Annotated in this window: 15 protein-coding genes; 8 read left to right on the forward strand and 7 right to left on the reverse strand. The window is 43.7% G+C overall.

Annotated features, from left to right (window positions below; genetic code table 11):
- Nucleotides 1–161: 161 nt before the first annotated feature.
- The 5 genes from AB8P72_RS09855 (at nt 162) to AB8P72_RS09875 (ending at nt 5,244) form a co-directional block, all read left to right on the forward strand.
- A complete protein-coding gene (locus tag AB8P72_RS09855) occupies nt 162–1,178 on the forward strand; it encodes an ABC transporter permease (protein ID WP_193031282.1) in 1,017 nt (338 codons plus the stop codon).
- A 139-nt stretch (nt 1,179–1,317) separates the two neighbouring features.
- Complete coding sequence (locus AB8P72_RS09860) at nt 1,318–2,232, forward strand: ABC transporter permease (protein ID WP_193031280.1); 915 nt, start codon at nt 1,318–1,320, stop codon at nt 2,230–2,232.
- Nucleotides 2,233–3,315 carry an ABC transporter ATP-binding protein gene (locus AB8P72_RS09865; RefSeq protein WP_238060416.1) on the forward strand — a complete coding sequence of 361 codons (1,083 nt, stop codon included), beginning with the start codon at nt 2,233–2,235 and terminating at the stop codon, nt 3,313–3,315. It begins immediately after the preceding gene.
- On the forward strand, nt 3,312–4,283 hold the full coding sequence (locus AB8P72_RS09870) for a peptide ABC transporter ATP-binding protein (RefSeq protein ID WP_193031278.1): 972 nt from the start codon (nt 3,312–3,314) through the stop codon (nt 4,281–4,283). Before AB8P72_RS09865 ends, AB8P72_RS09870 begins: the two co-directional genes overlap by 4 nt.
- Nucleotides 4,189–5,244, forward strand: a complete 1,056-nt coding sequence (locus AB8P72_RS09875) for a DUF4424 family protein (protein WP_306495238.1) — start codon at nt 4,189–4,191, stop codon at nt 5,242–5,244. The genes AB8P72_RS09870 and AB8P72_RS09875 overlap by 95 nt, the downstream gene beginning before the upstream one ends.
- Nucleotides 5,245–5,270: 26 nt before the next feature.
- Here the strand turns inward: AB8P72_RS09875 and AB8P72_RS09880 are convergent, their stop codons facing one another.
- Entirely contained in the window at nt 5,271–6,302 is a 1,032-nt protein-coding gene (locus AB8P72_RS09880) for an NERD domain-containing protein (RefSeq protein ID WP_369957697.1), read from the reverse strand.
- A 30-nt stretch (nt 6,303–6,332) separates the two neighbouring features.
- Nucleotides 6,333–7,427 carry an RNA-guided endonuclease InsQ/TnpB family protein gene (locus tag AB8P72_RS09885; protein ID WP_369957698.1) on the reverse strand — a complete coding sequence of 365 codons (1,095 nt, stop codon included), beginning with the start codon at nt 7,425–7,427 and terminating at the stop codon, nt 6,333–6,335.
- A gap of 312 nt (nt 7,428–7,739) precedes the next feature.
- On the opposite strand from AB8P72_RS09885, the gene AB8P72_RS09890 reads away from it, so the two are divergent.
- Nucleotides 7,740–8,345: a YceI family protein gene (locus AB8P72_RS09890; protein ID WP_201541243.1), complete on the forward strand. Its 606-nt coding sequence runs from the start codon at nt 7,740–7,742 to the stop codon at nt 8,343–8,345.
- Between the two features lie 161 nt (nt 8,346–8,506).
- On the opposite strand, the gene AB8P72_RS09895 is transcribed toward AB8P72_RS09890, so the two are convergent.
- From AB8P72_RS09895 to serS, 5 genes are all read right to left on the reverse strand, one after another.
- Nucleotides 8,507–8,818: a hypothetical protein gene (locus AB8P72_RS09895; protein WP_369957699.1), complete on the reverse strand. Its 312-nt coding sequence runs from the start codon at nt 8,816–8,818 to the stop codon at nt 8,507–8,509.
- On the reverse strand, nt 8,803–9,324 hold the full coding sequence (locus tag AB8P72_RS09900) for an IS630 family transposase (RefSeq protein ID WP_369957700.1): 522 nt from the start codon (nt 9,322–9,324) through the stop codon (nt 8,803–8,805). Before AB8P72_RS09900 ends, AB8P72_RS09895 begins: the two co-directional genes overlap by 16 nt.
- A 29-nt stretch (nt 9,325–9,353) precedes the next feature.
- Nucleotides 9,354–9,839, reverse strand: coding sequence for a winged helix-turn-helix domain-containing protein (locus AB8P72_RS09905; RefSeq protein ID WP_201541240.1), 486 nt, complete (start codon nt 9,837–9,839; stop codon nt 9,354–9,356).
- Between the two features lie 437 nt (nt 9,840–10,276).
- Nucleotides 10,277–12,274, reverse strand: a complete 1,998-nt coding sequence (gene tkt, locus AB8P72_RS09910) for a transketolase (RefSeq protein ID WP_369957702.1) — start codon at nt 12,272–12,274, stop codon at nt 10,277–10,279.
- A gap of 279 nt (nt 12,275–12,553) precedes the next feature.
- Nucleotides 12,554–13,840 (reverse strand): serine--tRNA ligase, encoded by a 1,287-nt coding sequence (gene serS / locus AB8P72_RS09915; protein WP_238060778.1) that lies wholly within the window; start codon nt 13,838–13,840, stop codon nt 12,554–12,556.
- Between the two features lie 533 nt (nt 13,841–14,373).
- Between serS and AB8P72_RS09920 the strand changes: the two genes are divergently transcribed.
- Nucleotides 14,374–15,039, forward strand: coding sequence for a YcxB family protein (locus AB8P72_RS09920; protein ID WP_068407072.1), 666 nt, complete (start codon nt 14,374–14,376; stop codon nt 15,037–15,039).
- Nucleotides 15,040–15,419: 380 nt separating this feature from the next.
- On the forward strand, nt 15,420–15,908 hold the full coding sequence (locus AB8P72_RS09925; protein WP_102077250.1) for a Dps family protein: 489 nt from the start codon (nt 15,420–15,422) through the stop codon (nt 15,906–15,908).
- The last annotated feature ends 37 nt before the right edge of the window (nt 15,909–15,945 follow it).

Genomic DNA, 15,945 nt, shown 5'->3' on the forward strand with positions numbered 1-15,945 from the left:
TAATTCATATTTCATATTCGGCTGGTCAGACGTTTTGTTTGTTCCAGCCGAATTTCTATGAATCAAGCGTCTTGTTAAACATTTTTTCACGGACGCTTTTATCACTGCTAATGCTTTACTCTTCGATTTATCACTTTTGAACCACAACTATTGAGCAGCCCATGCTACTTTATATTCTGCGTCGAATTGCGATTTTAATTCCTGTCTATATTGGCTTAACGCTATCCACTTTTACTCTGATTCGTCTCGTACCTGGAGATGCTGTCGAGATTATGATGGGTGAACGTATGGTCGATCCAGAGCTACATGCGCGCGCCCTAGAAAGACTTGGATTGGATAAACCCCTCATCGTCCAATATTGGGATTATTTAACCGGTATATTGACCGGTGACTTTGGAGCGTCTTTTCGTACCCGCGCCCCCGTATTACAAGATTTCTTTGCCCATTTTGTCCCAACGCTGGAGCTTGCAGTATGTGCGATTATCATTGCGAGTGTCGTCGGTGTCAGTTTAGGTATTTTTGCAGCGCTGCGCCGTGGCACATGGATTGATTACACCTTAATGTCAGGAGCGCTGGCTGGCTACTCGATGCCTATCTATTTATTAGGGCCTATCCTAACCGGTATATTTGCCCATTATTTAAACCTTTTGCCGGTCGCCGGTGTCATTTCTGTCGCGCAGTTTTTAGATGTTCACCCACTCTACGGCTCTTGGTTATTGGGCTCTTTAACATCCGGTGAGCCTGGCGCATTTTGGGACGTGGTAAAACATTTTATTTTGCCTTCTATTGCCTTATCGACCATACCACTGGCGATGATTGCGCGCATGACACGCTCGGCGATGCTAGAGGTATTGGATGAAGACTATGTGCGCACAGCACGCGCCAAAGGTTTATCGCCGCGCCGCGTGATATTGGTACACGTGATGCGCAACGCCTTAATTACCGTAGTCACTGTGATTGGCTTACAGATGGCGACCTTGCTCGCTGGCGCGATTATCACTGAGACCATCTTTAGTTGGCCGGGCGTTGGTAATTGGCTACTTGATGGCTTTTTTACCCGTGATTACCCTATTGTGCAAAATGGTATTTTATTGGTCGCCACCGCCTTGATTTTAGTCAGTTTATTTATTGATATTTTATATGGTTTGATCAATCCGCGTATTCGACATACCTCTTAATTTGATAATGATAAATACCCATATTATAAATAGTGGTGATACGCGCTTGCATGATTTAGAGCAATTTTTAGCAAATCCTCAACTTTTCAAGAAATGAGGTTCTACATGCTCTTAGCGCTGGCCACTATAGGAACTACTCATGAAGCCTTCTGTTCTTCCTTCTGATCTCAATCTGATAGGCGCCGCACCGCCGTCATCTTTGCAGTTATTCTTGTCGACATTTTGCCGAAATAAAGGTGCGGTACTAGGCTTTATTGTCTTAGCCTTGATGGTCATTATCGCCATACTTGCGCCAGCCCTCGCGCCGCATGACCCTTATGAGTTGTTTACCGGTCAAGAGCAATTACCGCCCGCCTTTTTAAGTGGCGGCGATGCGATGTTTTGGCTGGGTACTGATGATGCCGGCCGCGATACGTTATCGCGGGTAATGTATGGCGCACGCTATTCCTTATTTATTGGACTAAGTGCCACAACCCTTGCGATGTTGGTCGGGATTTCTTTAGGACTGAGCGCGGCGTTTTGGCCAAAGGTTTGGGGCAAAGCGGTGATGCTGGTCAATGATATTTTGATGTCTTATCCAAGCTTACTATTGGCGATTATTATTGCGGCTATTTTAGGCCCTTCTATGACCAATACCATTATTACCATTGCACTGGTTTGTACGCCGCCGTTTATTCGCTTAACGCGGGCAACGGCGATGGTCGAGCTACAGCGTGAGTATTTTATCGCTTCACAAGTGATGGGTGCTGGCGTGCTACGCCTATTATTTATCACCATTTTACCCAATTGTATGGCACCACTTATCGTCCAGGCAACAATGATTTTTTCCTCTGCCATTTTAGAAGCTGGCGCGATTGGTTTCTTAGGCTTTGGCGTGCAACCACCAGATGCTGAATGGGGTGCGATGCTCGGGACAGCGCGGCAATATATTCAAAGTAATGTTTGGCTTGCCATTTGGCCCGGCGTCGCTATTTTCCTAGCTGCCCTGTCAATCAACTTGACGGGTGATGGCCTACGCGATGCGCTAGATCCAAAATTAAAGCAGGTGACCTAAATGACTGATACGTTAAATACAACCGTCACTACTGAAACTTCGATGACTGGTTCATTAAAAAAAGAAGCGCCACTCTTATTGGATATTGAAAACCTTTCAGTCACCTTTGGTCAAGGCGCGCGCGCTTTTCGCGCCGTCGATGATGTATCGTTGAAAATCACCCAAGGCGAGGTTCTCGCTGTCGTTGGGGAATCCGGTTCAGGAAAGTCAGTCACTATGATGGCACTTATGGGCTTATTGCCGCCTTCTGCAACCGTTCGCGCACAGCGGGTGATATTTAACAATAAAGACATGCTGAGTATGTCCGCCAAAGAAAAACGCGGCATCATTGGCAAAGATATCTCCATGATTTTTCAAAATGCCATGTCCTGCTTAAATCCGAGCTTTACCGTTGAGATGCAATTGGGTGAAGTACTGCGTAAACACCTTGGGCTGCGTGGTTCGGCGGTTCGTACACGCATATTAGAGCTGCTCGAGTTGGTTGAGATGCCCGATGCTAAAAACCGACTGAAAGTTTATCCGCATCAATTATCAGGCGGTATGAGTCAGCGTATTATGATTGCCATGGCCATTGCCTGCGAGCCGAAACTGCTTATCGCCGATGAACCCACCACGGCGCTTGACGTCACGGTACAAGCGCAAATTATGGACTTGCTTGGTCGCTTACAACGCGAAAAACAGATGGCCATGGTGCTGATCACCCATGACTTGGGTTTAGTCGCGCAAAATTCACGTGATGTCGCCGTTATGTATGCCGGACAAGTGGTTGAAACCAGTACAGTGCCGGAGATTTTCCAGCATCCTGCTCACCCTTATACCGATGCCTTGCTACAAGCGATTCCCGAGTTGGCTATCGGCCAAGATAGGCTTAATAGCTTACCGGGTGTGGTACCAAGCCAATATGACCGACCAAGTGGCTGTTTGCTCTCGCCTCGTTGTCCGTATAAAGAACCCGCTTGCGAAGTGCCGCCGCCTATTTTAGAGACGCCTACTGGCAAAGTGCGCTGTATTCACGCCGAACTACCAAGCTTACCTACTCGCATTTCTACCCCGCACCCTGCTACTTTGGAGTCCCAAGTATGAGTGATAAAGTGGTCTTAAAAGCAGACAATTTACACAAGCATTACCCAGTATCGCAAGGTTTGGGCAAACCAAAAGCATATGTTAAAGCGTTAAATGGTATCTCGTTTGAGCTTCAAGCGGGCAAAACACTTGCGGTCGTTGGTGAGTCAGGCTGTGGCAAATCGACACTTGCCCGCCAATTGACCCTAATTGAAGAGCCGACTGATGGTGAGCTGTCTATCAATGGTGAAGCGACCACTGGCTATAGCAGAAAAGCGTTAAAAGATTTGCGCACCGAGATTCAGATGGTGTTCCAAAACCCTTATGGCAGTCTCAACCCGCGTCATACGATCGGTTATCAATTAACCGAGCCATTAGATATCCATACCAAACTGTCAAAGGAAGAAAAGCGCGAAAAAATAAACGAGATGATGAGAAACGTCGGTCTACGTCCTGAACATGCTGGCCGTTTTCCGCATATGTTTTCGGGTGGTCAGCGCCAACGAATTGCCCTCGCCCGCGCCATGATGCTCAATCCAAAAATCGTCGTTGCTGATGAACCGACCTCAGCGCTCGATGTATCGATTCAAGCGCAAGTATTGAATCTATTTATGGATTTGCAGGACGAGTACCATACGGCGTATGTTTTTATTTCACACAACTTATCCGTAGTCCGCCATGTCGCCGACGATGTGATGGTCATGTATTTAGGTCAAGCCGTCGAACATGGGCCAAAAGAAGCCATTTATAACGCGCCAAAGCATCCTTATACCATCGCTTTACTGGCGGCGGCGCCAACTGTCAATGGTCACAAGAATGATTTAACGCTACAAGGTGAGCTGCCAAGTCCGCTTAATCCCCCAAGTGGTTGCGCCCTACATAAACGCTGCCCTTATGCCAAACCAAAATGCAGTGAAGTCGAGCCGCAACTGCGCGAATGGGATGGTCGCTTGGTTGCGTGTATACGTTTGGAAGAGATTTATGGATAAGCGGCATTTTGTGTTTAGCGGTACATTAGCTTGTGCGGTGCTGATCGCGATGACTGCTGCCCAAGCCAATGACTCTACCGGCTATGTCGGTGCAGGTGGGGTTGAGTATATTAAAAATAAACATATCAGCATGCATAGTGAAGATTTATACATCTCAAAAGATGAAGTCCGCGTCAATTATGAATTTAAAAATCTAAGCAATAAAGACATTACCGAGACGGTTCTTTTTCCTATGCCAGCTGTACCTAGCTTTACAGACTCAGATTACGCTAATACTAGTGCTACTTATGATAACTTTAAAATTTGGGCCAATGGCAAGCCTATCATTCCTGAGCAGCATGTCCGCACTTTTATGTACCCGCTCATGATCAAAAATGGTGAGCGGAACTATGCAGAAACCCCTATTGATACCACCAATATTTTCAAGGCTTGTGGTATTAGTGACGCTGAAATGATGTCACCTTGGAGCTATCGGTTTGATACCGACGATATCAATCAACGGCTTTTGGACTGTAATAGCAAGGCACTCGATAAGTTTATCAGTGATAGAGAAAGTCTCTATATCCCTTGGGATTCACAGGTGATTTATAGTTGGGAGCAAAAGTTCAAAGCCAATACGATCACCCAGGTCAAACACACGTATAAACCGTTAGTAGGTGGATCAGTATCTTTAGGCGAGGAAGAATTTTCAAATTTTTGTGTAGATAAATCAACTCAGCGAGGATTTAATAATAACGGACGGCCCTATCATGCCTTAAGCTATATCCTAACGACGGGAGCAAACTGGGCCAAACCGATTACTCATTTCAAACTGACCGTCAAACGCGACCTTAACGAACTGGTCTCCTTCTGTTGGAAAGGTAAAGGTAAAATCAAAAAGATTGGACCAACGACGTTTGAAATAAAAGAAAGTAATTTTGTGCCAACCCATGATTTTGACGTCGCTTTTATTATGAAGTAGCCATTAGTTTTTAGGATAACTATCACCTAATTAATATTCACCACACCGCGACACTTAGGAAATTGACTGCAACCAAAAAAGGTCTGACCTTGCTGCTGGCCTTTTTTTGCAACGCGCTTGACCATCTCACCATTACACTTCGGACAAGCGGGAGTATTATCAGAAACGATTGACGCTTCAACTGACTCGATAATAGAAGCCTCCCTAGTAGAAGCTTTCTCAATCTTCGGCTCTGACTCCAAAACCTCAAATGGGGTAATAAAGACATTATCATCATTATTTAGTTGAGAGATAGGCAGCATATTGCTAGAAGAGACAATCGGTACATCGACCGCTTCAAATTCCGTTTGCCCAGACCATCGCAGTACCTCTCTGCTTTGAAGAGTGGTTCTTTTAAGAGGTTGTTTTACTATTAACTCAGACGCAGGTTGATTCGCTGATGTAGTAACTGACTGAACATTTGGTTTATCACTAGGTTGCTTATTTGACGGACTATGCTTTTCTTTTAAATAGGCTTTATGCGCTCTGTTAGTACGCCAAGACTTGCTAAATCGATTGCTTTCAATTTGCTCAACGATGGCTTTAACCTCTTCATCGGTAAGCATTTTATCTTGTTTTTTCTTAATATAAGATGCCATGCCGCTCGTCAATACATGCTCAGGTAGTTCATCGCGAGTTTTAAGCTCACACTCGCCGATAAAGGCAATCATCGAATGGAAATAACTCATCTCCAGTTCTAATAAATCAGACAGCGTTTTTATATGCAAATAATTTTGCCGCAATGGATTTTGAAATTTATACTTGCGACCCATAATGACTTGCGTCCACTGTCTTTGCTTCTCATTACCAAAAATCCAGCCTTTATAGTTTTTGGTTTCGATGACAAAGATGCCATACCTAGAGACGATAACATGGTCAATTTGGGTACTACCACCATCTGCTAATGGCAGAGTGATATTGTTTAGGCGATGATAAATATCTTTATCAAGTTTTAGCCACATAGCTACATTGATGACGATCTCGCCGACGATACCTTTAAAGCTGGACATCAAAGACATGGTTTTCTACTATTTGACTTCCTCCCCTCCCTAAAGTGAGGGGATTCCTACTACTAGACGCTCAAGCCCGAGCGCGAGAATGTTTTTTGCCGCATTAATATCGCGGTCATGAGTGACACCGCACTCGCAAAGCCATTCTCTTATTCCAAGACCCGTCCTACCTTTCGGACTATTTTGGCGTGAGCCGCAACACGAGCAGGTTTGGGTGGTGTACGCTTCATTTACTTCGATATAGTGGCAACCTGCGTTCGCGCATTTGTAGTCCAGTTGTCGCTTTATCTCAAACCAACCTGCATCATAGACGGACTTGGCGAGTTTGCCCCTAGTGAATGATTTTGATTGAAGTTTGCCAATGATGATTATTTTATTAGTCTTGGTAAGGTTGGTGGTAAATTTATGAATCAAGTCTTGGCGTGTATTTTTAATCTTGGCGTGAATCGCCTTAACTCTTTGTTTGTTTTTAGCCCGCTGAGCAATGCCTAGTTTTTTAGCGTATTGCTGGGTGACTTTGGTTTTTAGTACCTCACCATTACTTGTCGTTGCTGAGTCCCTGCAACCTAAATCAATACCAGTTTCGCCTGTACCGCACTCAATTTTTGGGTACTCTTTAATGGTGATACAGGCATACCAGTGGCCGCGACTGTTTTGTACAAGCTCACAGGTGTTGATGGTGTAGAGTGCTAGATTATAGCTATCCCACACGTCGATGGTCAGCTTCTTGCCTTTAGCCAGGCTAAATTGAATGGTGGATTTAAGAGCTTTTTTACCTGCTTTTTTGACACCTAAGTATTTGATTGCTGCTTTTTTAAAAGGAATCCAACCAAGTGATTTACGCTTAGATTTTGGGTTATTGGTTCGCCAGTTTAGTTTGGCTTTTTTGAATTGCTTGCGAGATTTAGCATGGGTTTCGGTGATGGCTTGTAAGGTTTGACTGTGCAAATTCAAAAACTCGCCACTACCTTTTACATAAGCCGCAATATCATAAGCTGAAAAGAAATGATTGGTGCGTTGAAGATGCTTAAAACTCAAGTCATTCACATAGTTCCACACAAAATTAACCGCACCAGCCAGTTTATTTAGCTGATTGGCGTGTTTGTCTTTGATGCGTAACTTGAGCGTTTTCATAGAGTGATTATGGTCTTAATGAGTTTGGTTGACAAGTCTGTTTTAAGGCTGAGCGACACTAGTTGACGCCTGATATCCACGCCCTAGAAGGGACATGGTTTTACGGCGCTTTTTGATAAAAAGTCAAATTGGTTATTTTAAGCGATAAGCCAGTATAAGACTTACTTCTAAATCGCTCATAACTTTAATAATACATTGAAACAGCACAATTGTAGTAGGCTATTGCATTAATATTTCAGTTATAACGCTCAGTTATGCTCTAAAAGCATGTTCAATACTGACGACTTTATTACTACCCTTTGGATCATACGTATGAATACTCGCGCCGCCTCTTTGCTAAAAATTACGCTTGGCACCTCTTTATTACTATCTTTGCCTATAATGGGAGTCGCCGCTAATACGATGCCACAAAAGTGGAAGCTAGATGTGCCTAAGACCAGCGCTGATTTTGAGGTCAAGTACTTAGGCAAGGCGACCACTGACGGCAAGTTTCGTAAGGTAAATGGCGCGATCAATTATGACGTCAAAAAGCCTGAGAGTACGACCATTAATTTTACCGTGCATACCAATAGCATCGATACCGAGCGCAGGTTACGTGACTCTTTTTTACGACGTAAGGAGCTGCTAAACACACAGCAATATCCGACGATGACGTTTGTCTCAAAAAAAATCAAGATGATTACGCCTAAAGAAGCCAATGTCACGGGCGACTTTACCGCTTTAGGTCAAACCAGACCGTTAACGGTAAGAGTGACTTTATCGGATGTCGAAATTGACCCTGTCACCTCTCAACCGACGTTAAACTTTCGCGCAACAGGTATGGTAGATCGCTTTAATTACGGGGTGACGGCGTTCCCAAAAATGATTAGCAATATCATTCCGCTTGAGATATCAGGAAAGCTGATTGCTGCTAATTAATTAAGTGACAAAAAACCCAACTTAGAAGCTTCTAAGTTGGGTAGATAACATTATAGATTTTCAAGACGCTCTTTACAGAAACGCTTAATTATTTAAAAATATTACGACCTAAAAATGACTCGAAAATCGATTAAATATTAAAAATATATTTTCTAACGTTTTTAGTACTGCCATATTTGCTCTTGTGCTATACCAGTCTTATCTATTTTATTTCTTCTTTTCTGAATTTTAGTATCTATTTTTTCTTGCTTTTTTATCGCCTTTTGGTTGATATCGTCTATCATTGCCTGAATCTTTTTATCAATTTTATCCTGTTCTTTTTGACGCTGCTTGTCTACTTTATCCAGCTCTTTTTGACGCACCTTGTCTATTTTATCTTGCTCTTTTTGACGCTGTAAATTCAGCTTGCTTAGCTTTTTTTTGACCTTTTTACTTAACGTAATACCAAACCCAACAATTAAAGTTGTGCCCAAGCACGAGCAGTTAACGACCGAATTCTTTGTGGCTGTTTAAGCAAATTATTCCAAGCCAAGCAAGTGGCATCGACAATAGCCTCATAACTGTCATAACAACGATTAGATAGCTCATTTTGCTTAAGGTACTGCCATACTCTCTCAGAGGGATTGAGCTCAGGTGAATAAGGCGGTAGTTTAAGCGTAGTGACATTAGCCTGATTCAAGCTTGGTTGATGCCATAATGCGCCGTCCATCACCACCACCGCATGACGTCCTTTTGGTACGGCTTTACTAATCTCTTGCATATGCAATAACATAGTATGTTTATTCACTGAAGGCAGTACTAAGCCGATAGCCTTCTTTGTCGCTGGACAAAAGGCACCAAACAGATAAGCGGAATGAAACTGTTGCTGTTTGATCAGTCGAGGTCGCCCACCGCGATAGTGCCAAACTCTGGTCAATGAGCCTTGTTGTCCTATTCGAGTTTCATCTTGAAACCAGGTGTCCACTTGATCTAAGCTCACATCAGTAGGCAGTGACGCCTTAACCTGTGCTATAAAGTTTTTTTAAAAGCGTCTTGAGCTTGTATGTCGGCTTTTGGATGCTGACTACGAGCACTTATCCAACTCATATCAATACGCTTGAGTAGCTCGTAGATACCGTTAACGGTGTAGTGAGCGTTGTAGTGTTCTTTAGCCAATTGCTGAATGTCTTTGCCTGTTAGACGACCGCCAGCGCGCTTTTCTTGTTCAGAGACTATCATGGCTTTAAAAGCGGCTATGTCTGCTTCTGCCAATTTGCTGTGACGACCTCGACGATGACGATCGTAGAGACTCTCAAGTCCTCGTTCATAATATCGCTTCAATGTCCGTCTGGCAGTTTCAGGATGTATGCAGAGGTCTTTGGCAATATCGTTAGTGGCTTTGCCTATACTATATTGGTATAAGATGAGCAGGCGTAGTCGGGCTCTGGGATTGCGCTCAGTCTTTGAGTGTTTGCCAAAGTCATGGTCTTCTAGGTTATGTATTGGTATAGTCATAAGTGGATTATACTATATATTTTGGGTTTGGTATAATATCATTTTTAGCAGATTTATTCGACATAACGGCTCTCCTTAGTCGTATTTTTCAAAACATTTAGATACTTGATGGTAAGTCAATCCTCATGTCTAATCAACGTGCCAGTACAAAACGGCTACATGCTCTTAAGCTCCCTTTAAATTAGCGAACCAGATATAACACTAACAACGGTCAACTATAAAACAACACATTAAGCTTGGTTATAGAGCGGCTGGTCGAACTTTGCGTTACCATTTAACGACTCATGGTGCATTATGTTTCGACACTAACCTACCCAGCAATCTATTTACAGGGCTTTTTATAATATTTCAAAACCAAAAGTTAATCACAAAAAAAAAGAGCCACCAGATTTCTCCAGTAGCTCTTTCTTGTTTAAACGCTAACTAAGTTAGGTTTATTACACCAAACTATTTACTGCATCAACCACCGCTTCAGTGGTAATACCGAACTCTTTATAGAGCTCATCAGCAGGCGCTGATTCACCATAAGTCGTCATTCCGATAACTTTGCCATCTAGACCGACAAACTTATACCAGTAATCGACATGCGCGGCCTCCACTGCAACGCGAGCACGGATGTTAGCTGGCAATACCGCTTCACGGTAGCTCGTCTCTTGCTCTACGAAAATCTCGGCACATGGCATAGAGACCACACGCACGCCAACGCCATTTGCACTTAACGTCTCGTGCGCTTGCATAGCTAAGCCAACTTCTGAACCTGTCGCGATGATAATTGCTTGTAACTCGCCTTGCTCTTTCGCTAACACATAGCCACCTTTAGCGATGTTAGCGACTTGCTCAGCATCACGTGCTTGATGTGGCAAGCTTTGACGGCTAAAGATCAATGCTGATGGATTGTTTTCGGACTTAATTGCTTCAACCCAAGCGCTGGCCGATTCGGTCGCATCACACGGACGCCATGTGCGTAGATTTGGCGTGGTACGTAAGCTAGTCAATTGCTCAACTGGCTGATGCGTCGGGCCATCTTCACCCAGGCCGATAGAGTCATGAGTGTAAACATGAATCACACGCTGCTTCATGAGTGCGCCCATACGTACCGCATTACGCGCGTATTCCATAAACATCAGGAAGGTCGCCACATAAGGGATAAAGCCGCCATGCAACGCGATACCATTGGCAATCGCGGTCATACCAAACTCGCGCACGCCATAATAGATATAGTTGCCGTCAGCGTCTTTTTCGATGCCTTTCGCACCTTTAAATAGCGTAAGGTTTGAACCTGCCAGATCCGCTGAACCGCCCAACAATTCTGGTAGTAACGGCTGTAAGGTATTGATCGCATTTTGACTGGCTTTACGACTGGCAACATCACCGCCCTGCTCTTGCGTTTGCTGAATATAGGCTTGTGCTTGGCTTTCAAAATCCGCTGGCAATTCACCGTTTAAGCGGCGTAGTAGCTCGCTTGCCAATCCTGGATAGGCTTTTTTATAGGCTTCAAAGTCCGCATCCCAGTTCTTTTGCTGTACGTCGCCTTTAGCTTTAGCATCCCATGCTTCATAGATTTCGTCATCTAATTCAAACGGCGCATGAGTCCATGCTAAAGCGTCACGGGTCAAGACGATTTCATCATCACCAAGCGGCGCACCATGACTAGCTGCTAAGCCTTGCTTGTTCGGGCTACCCGCACCAATCGTCGTTTTACAAATAATTAAGCTTGGCTTAGCGGTCTCAGCAATGGCTTGCTCAGTGGCTTTGGTAATCTCATCGGTATCGTGACCATCGACTTTGATGACCTGCCAGCCATAGGCCTCAAAGCGCGCTTGCGTATCATCAGTGAACCAGCCTTCGACATCGCCATCGATTGAGATGCCATTATCATCATAGAAAAAGACCAATTTGCCCAAACCTAACGTGCCAGCCAATGAGCAAACTTCATGGCTGATACCTTCCATCAAGCAGCCATCGCCTAAGAACGCATAAGTATGATGGTCAACGATGTTATGGCCGTCACGGTTGAACTGCGCCGCTAGTGTCTTCTCTGCAATCGCAAAACCAACGGCATTGGCAATACCCTGACCTAGTGGACCCGTTGTGGTTTCAATCCCTGGCGTATAGCCAAGTTCAGGATGGCCTGGAGTTTTTGAATGCAGCTGACGAAAGCCTTTTAAATCATCAATGCTGACATCATAGCCTGATAAATGCAGCAAGGAATAAATGAGCATCGAGCCATGACCGTTTGATAGTACAAAGCGATCGCGGTTGTGCCATTGCGGGTCAGCAGGATTGTGCTTTAAAAATTTGCGCCACAATACTTCGGCAATATCAGCCATGCCCATCGGCGCGCCTGGGTGTCCAGAATTGGCTTTTTGAACCGCGTCGAACGACAGTACACGGATGGCATTGGCAAGTTTGCGTTCATTAATTGGGGTCGGCATAGAGTGTCCTAATATTCGAATGAAAAGTATGGAGCATAAGAGAAAGGGTTACTCAGAGGGCAATCCATCAGAAATACGACAAAAATACAATGGATGTCATCAAAAGATAGACTATAAAATCACATGCAATATTAACATATTTGCCATCTGGCAATCTAAAAATGCGCTGACAGAAGCGTTTGTATTTAACAATCATTCGTATCAGTTTTATTAAACCAATACGTATGAAAAAACCGCGAGTCAGCAACCAACCCGCAGTTTAGATAAAAAACTAAATCATTAAGCTAAAATGGTTTCAACTCCGCCCATGAACGGACGCAATACTTCAGGAATGGTGATACTACCATCAGCATCTTGATGATTTTCCATCACTGCCAATAACGTACGACCGACTGCCAAACCTGAACCATTTAGCGTATGCGCTAGGCTGGTTTGCTTGCCATCTTTAACGCGCGTGCCCATACGGCGAGCTTGGAAGTCGCCACAGTTTGAGCAGCTTGAGATTTCACGATAAGTATCTTGGCTTGGCAACCACACTTCGATGTCATAAGTTTTTTGAGCGGCAAAGCCCATATCGCCAGTACATAGTTTGACCACACGGTACGGCAGATTCAACTGCTGCAAAATGTACTCAGCTTGTGCCGTCATCGCCTCAAGTAAGTCATCTGATTGCTCAGCGGTAGCGATATTGACCATCTCAACTTTTTCAAACTGATGCTGACGGATTAGACCACGGGTATCGCGACCATGCGAGCCCGCTTCACTACGGAAACATGGCGTATGGGCGGTAAATTTTAACGGCAGCTCTTTGATATCCAAACGCTCACCGCGTACCAAGTTAGTCATGGGCACTTCGGCCGTTGGAATCAGATAAAAATCTGTACCTTCGTTATTGGTATGATTGGTCAATTTAAACAAATCATCTTCAAACTTCGGCAATTGACCCGTACCTTTTAAACTCTCAGCGTTCACAATATAAGGCACGTAGGTTTCAGTATAGCCGTACTTGATGGTATGGGTATTGAGCATAAACTGAATCAAGGCACGATGCAGTTGCGCAAGCTGACCTTTTAAGACGTTAAAACGGCTACCAGTCAGCTTTGCAGCGGCTTCGAAATCAAGCATACCTAGCGTCTCACCGATATGAGTATGGTCTTGAATCTCAAAATCAAACGCGCGCGGCGTTCCCCATTTGCGCACTTCGACGTTATCATCTTCTGATGTCCCGACTGGCACATCGGCGGCTGGGATATTTGGGATTTGCATGGCCGCTTGGCTAATACGCTCTTGCAAGGTACGCAGCTCATCTTCAGCTGTCTTAATCTCACCGCTGACACTTTGCATCTCAGCCAACAGTTCGCTGGCATCTGCGCCCGATTTTTTTAGCGCACCCACTTGCTTAGCACCGGCATTACGACGCGATTGCAGCTCTTCGGTTTTGACTTGCAAAGACTTACGTTCGTTTTCGATACTTTGCCAAAACGCCATATCAAGCGCATAACCACGCGTGGCCAGCTGCTGTTGTAAATCCGTTAAATCACCGCGTAAGAGTTTTGGGTCAATCATAATAGTTGCCTGTAGCGCCAAAAGTGAGTAAGAAATAAAAAGGGAAAATAGTAGCCAAGTATAGTGCTTAGATATCACTAGCCATAAATGAGATAAAACAAAAAATAGCGCGCAAAGCCTTATAAAACCACTATAAAGCTTTGCCATAAGGCCACGTCAATCTGAATAATAAATAATAGTCACTATCATACCAATACCGAGCAGATTTGACCATGTTTTGGCTATATTTTGCCACAGTCTAGCACTTTCTTTGCACAAGCTTTATGGGTTAAATAACAAATAATAAAAGTCACGCCATGCTCTTATACATCAAGTTCTCTCATTGACCTTAGTATAAATAAGGATGCTATCTGAAAAATAACCGAGCTATTGGTCGACAGACCCGCTTATATGTTTCATTTAAGAGCAGTTTTCGGTAAGATAAGCGCATATCTTTATTCTACTTTCCGCCAAGCATCGCTAAGTATGGCATCGCAGCCTCGCTTTGGCGCTTTTCATCCCACGCTTTTAAAATACGTATCTGAGAAACCTTTATGGCCCTGTACCCCTACACGCTTCAACCTGTCGCCTTAAACCTAACCGAGGCCGAATTTCATCAAGCCCAATATGAGCTATTTGCCAGTGCCAGCCCGTCGTTTGGTCTGTCGAGTATTAAGATGAAAGAGTGGATTATTATGGCAGTCGTCGTCATATTAGCCATCGCGGGCTTGGTTTTTTTAACTGGTTATTCGACCATTATCTTTTGGCTTATGCTAGCGGCGGTGGTCATTTATCTATTGGTACGTACCCTTGGCTTTAAATGGTATGTCAAAAAAGAGTTTGAAAAACAAGTTGCTGACCAAGAAATGCCTGATGAGATGCGTCAGATGAAATTGGGCGTGCAAAAGCATGGTTTAGTCATGGCAATGCCAGTCAATCAGCCTGATATGTTTAATAGCAATCAGATGCGCGGTATGCAGATGCGTGCTGGTAGCACTCAGCAAGCGGTTATTCCTTGGAGCGCCGTCAAAAGCTGGGATGAAACCGATGACTACATCTTCATGATGTTTGAGCTAAAAGGTCAACAGGGCAGCCAAATCATTCCTAAGCGTTTACAAGCGCAAAAATTCCCAATCGATACCGTACGTCAGCACCTACAAGAAGTCATTGCCGTTAAAGGCTTAAACCCTGAAAACTTACAGCCACCTGCAAAACTATAAAAGTGACTTTTAAATTAAGAAGTGGCTTTTAGAGTGCTGTGGTTAGTCGTTTTTTATAATTCAGCATTAAACTTGTATAGGTGTTGGCTTTATAAAATAGTATGAATAGCGTGGATATTGTGACTTTATAATTCTATCAAATCAATCACAGACTTAGATTAATTGAATTTAACTTATCATAGTATCTTTGCTATTATAATAAGCATAAACAGACAAGGTATAGATACCTAAAAACCTGTAGAAGATATATAACGAGCATAGCAATGCAGGATATGACTTGCTACACTCTTAGACTTCTACATTTGCCTTAGATGATTAAGTCTAAGTTTATAAAAACAACCAATCTCTTAAATCAACACTCAAACTATAAGGATAATATTATGAGTAATACTAATAATGCAACCAACCAAATCGGTCTAGAAAAAGCAGATATGAGCGAAGTGATTGATAAGTTAAACGACTTATTATCAAGCTATCATATGTTTTATATCAACGTACGTGGTTATCACTGGAACGTAAAAGGTGAGCATTTCTTCACCTTGCACCCACAGTTCGAAGAGCTATATACCAATTTGCAAGTAGAAATTGATGAAATCGCTGAGCGTATCTTAACCTTGGGTGGCACGCCACTGCATGCTTATAGCGACTTTAGTCAACATACCAACATTCAAGAAGATAAAAACGTTAAAGACGGTAATGCTTGTGTGCAAGGTGTGGTGACTGGCCTACAAGCGCTGATTGAAGAGCAACGCGAAGTGTCAGCATTGGCAGAACGAGCTGAAGACCAAGGTACAGCCGATTTAGTTGATGAGTATGTACAACAACAAGAAAAGCTGGTTTGGATGTATAACGCTTTTTTGGCTAAATAACGGCTAAACAGATAAATACATAAAACCATTTATCACT

It is taken from the genome of Psychrobacter sp. CLB018 (assembly GCF_041222815.1).
Taxonomy (GTDB): Bacteria; Pseudomonadota; Gammaproteobacteria; order Pseudomonadales; family Moraxellaceae; genus Psychrobacter; species Psychrobacter faecalis.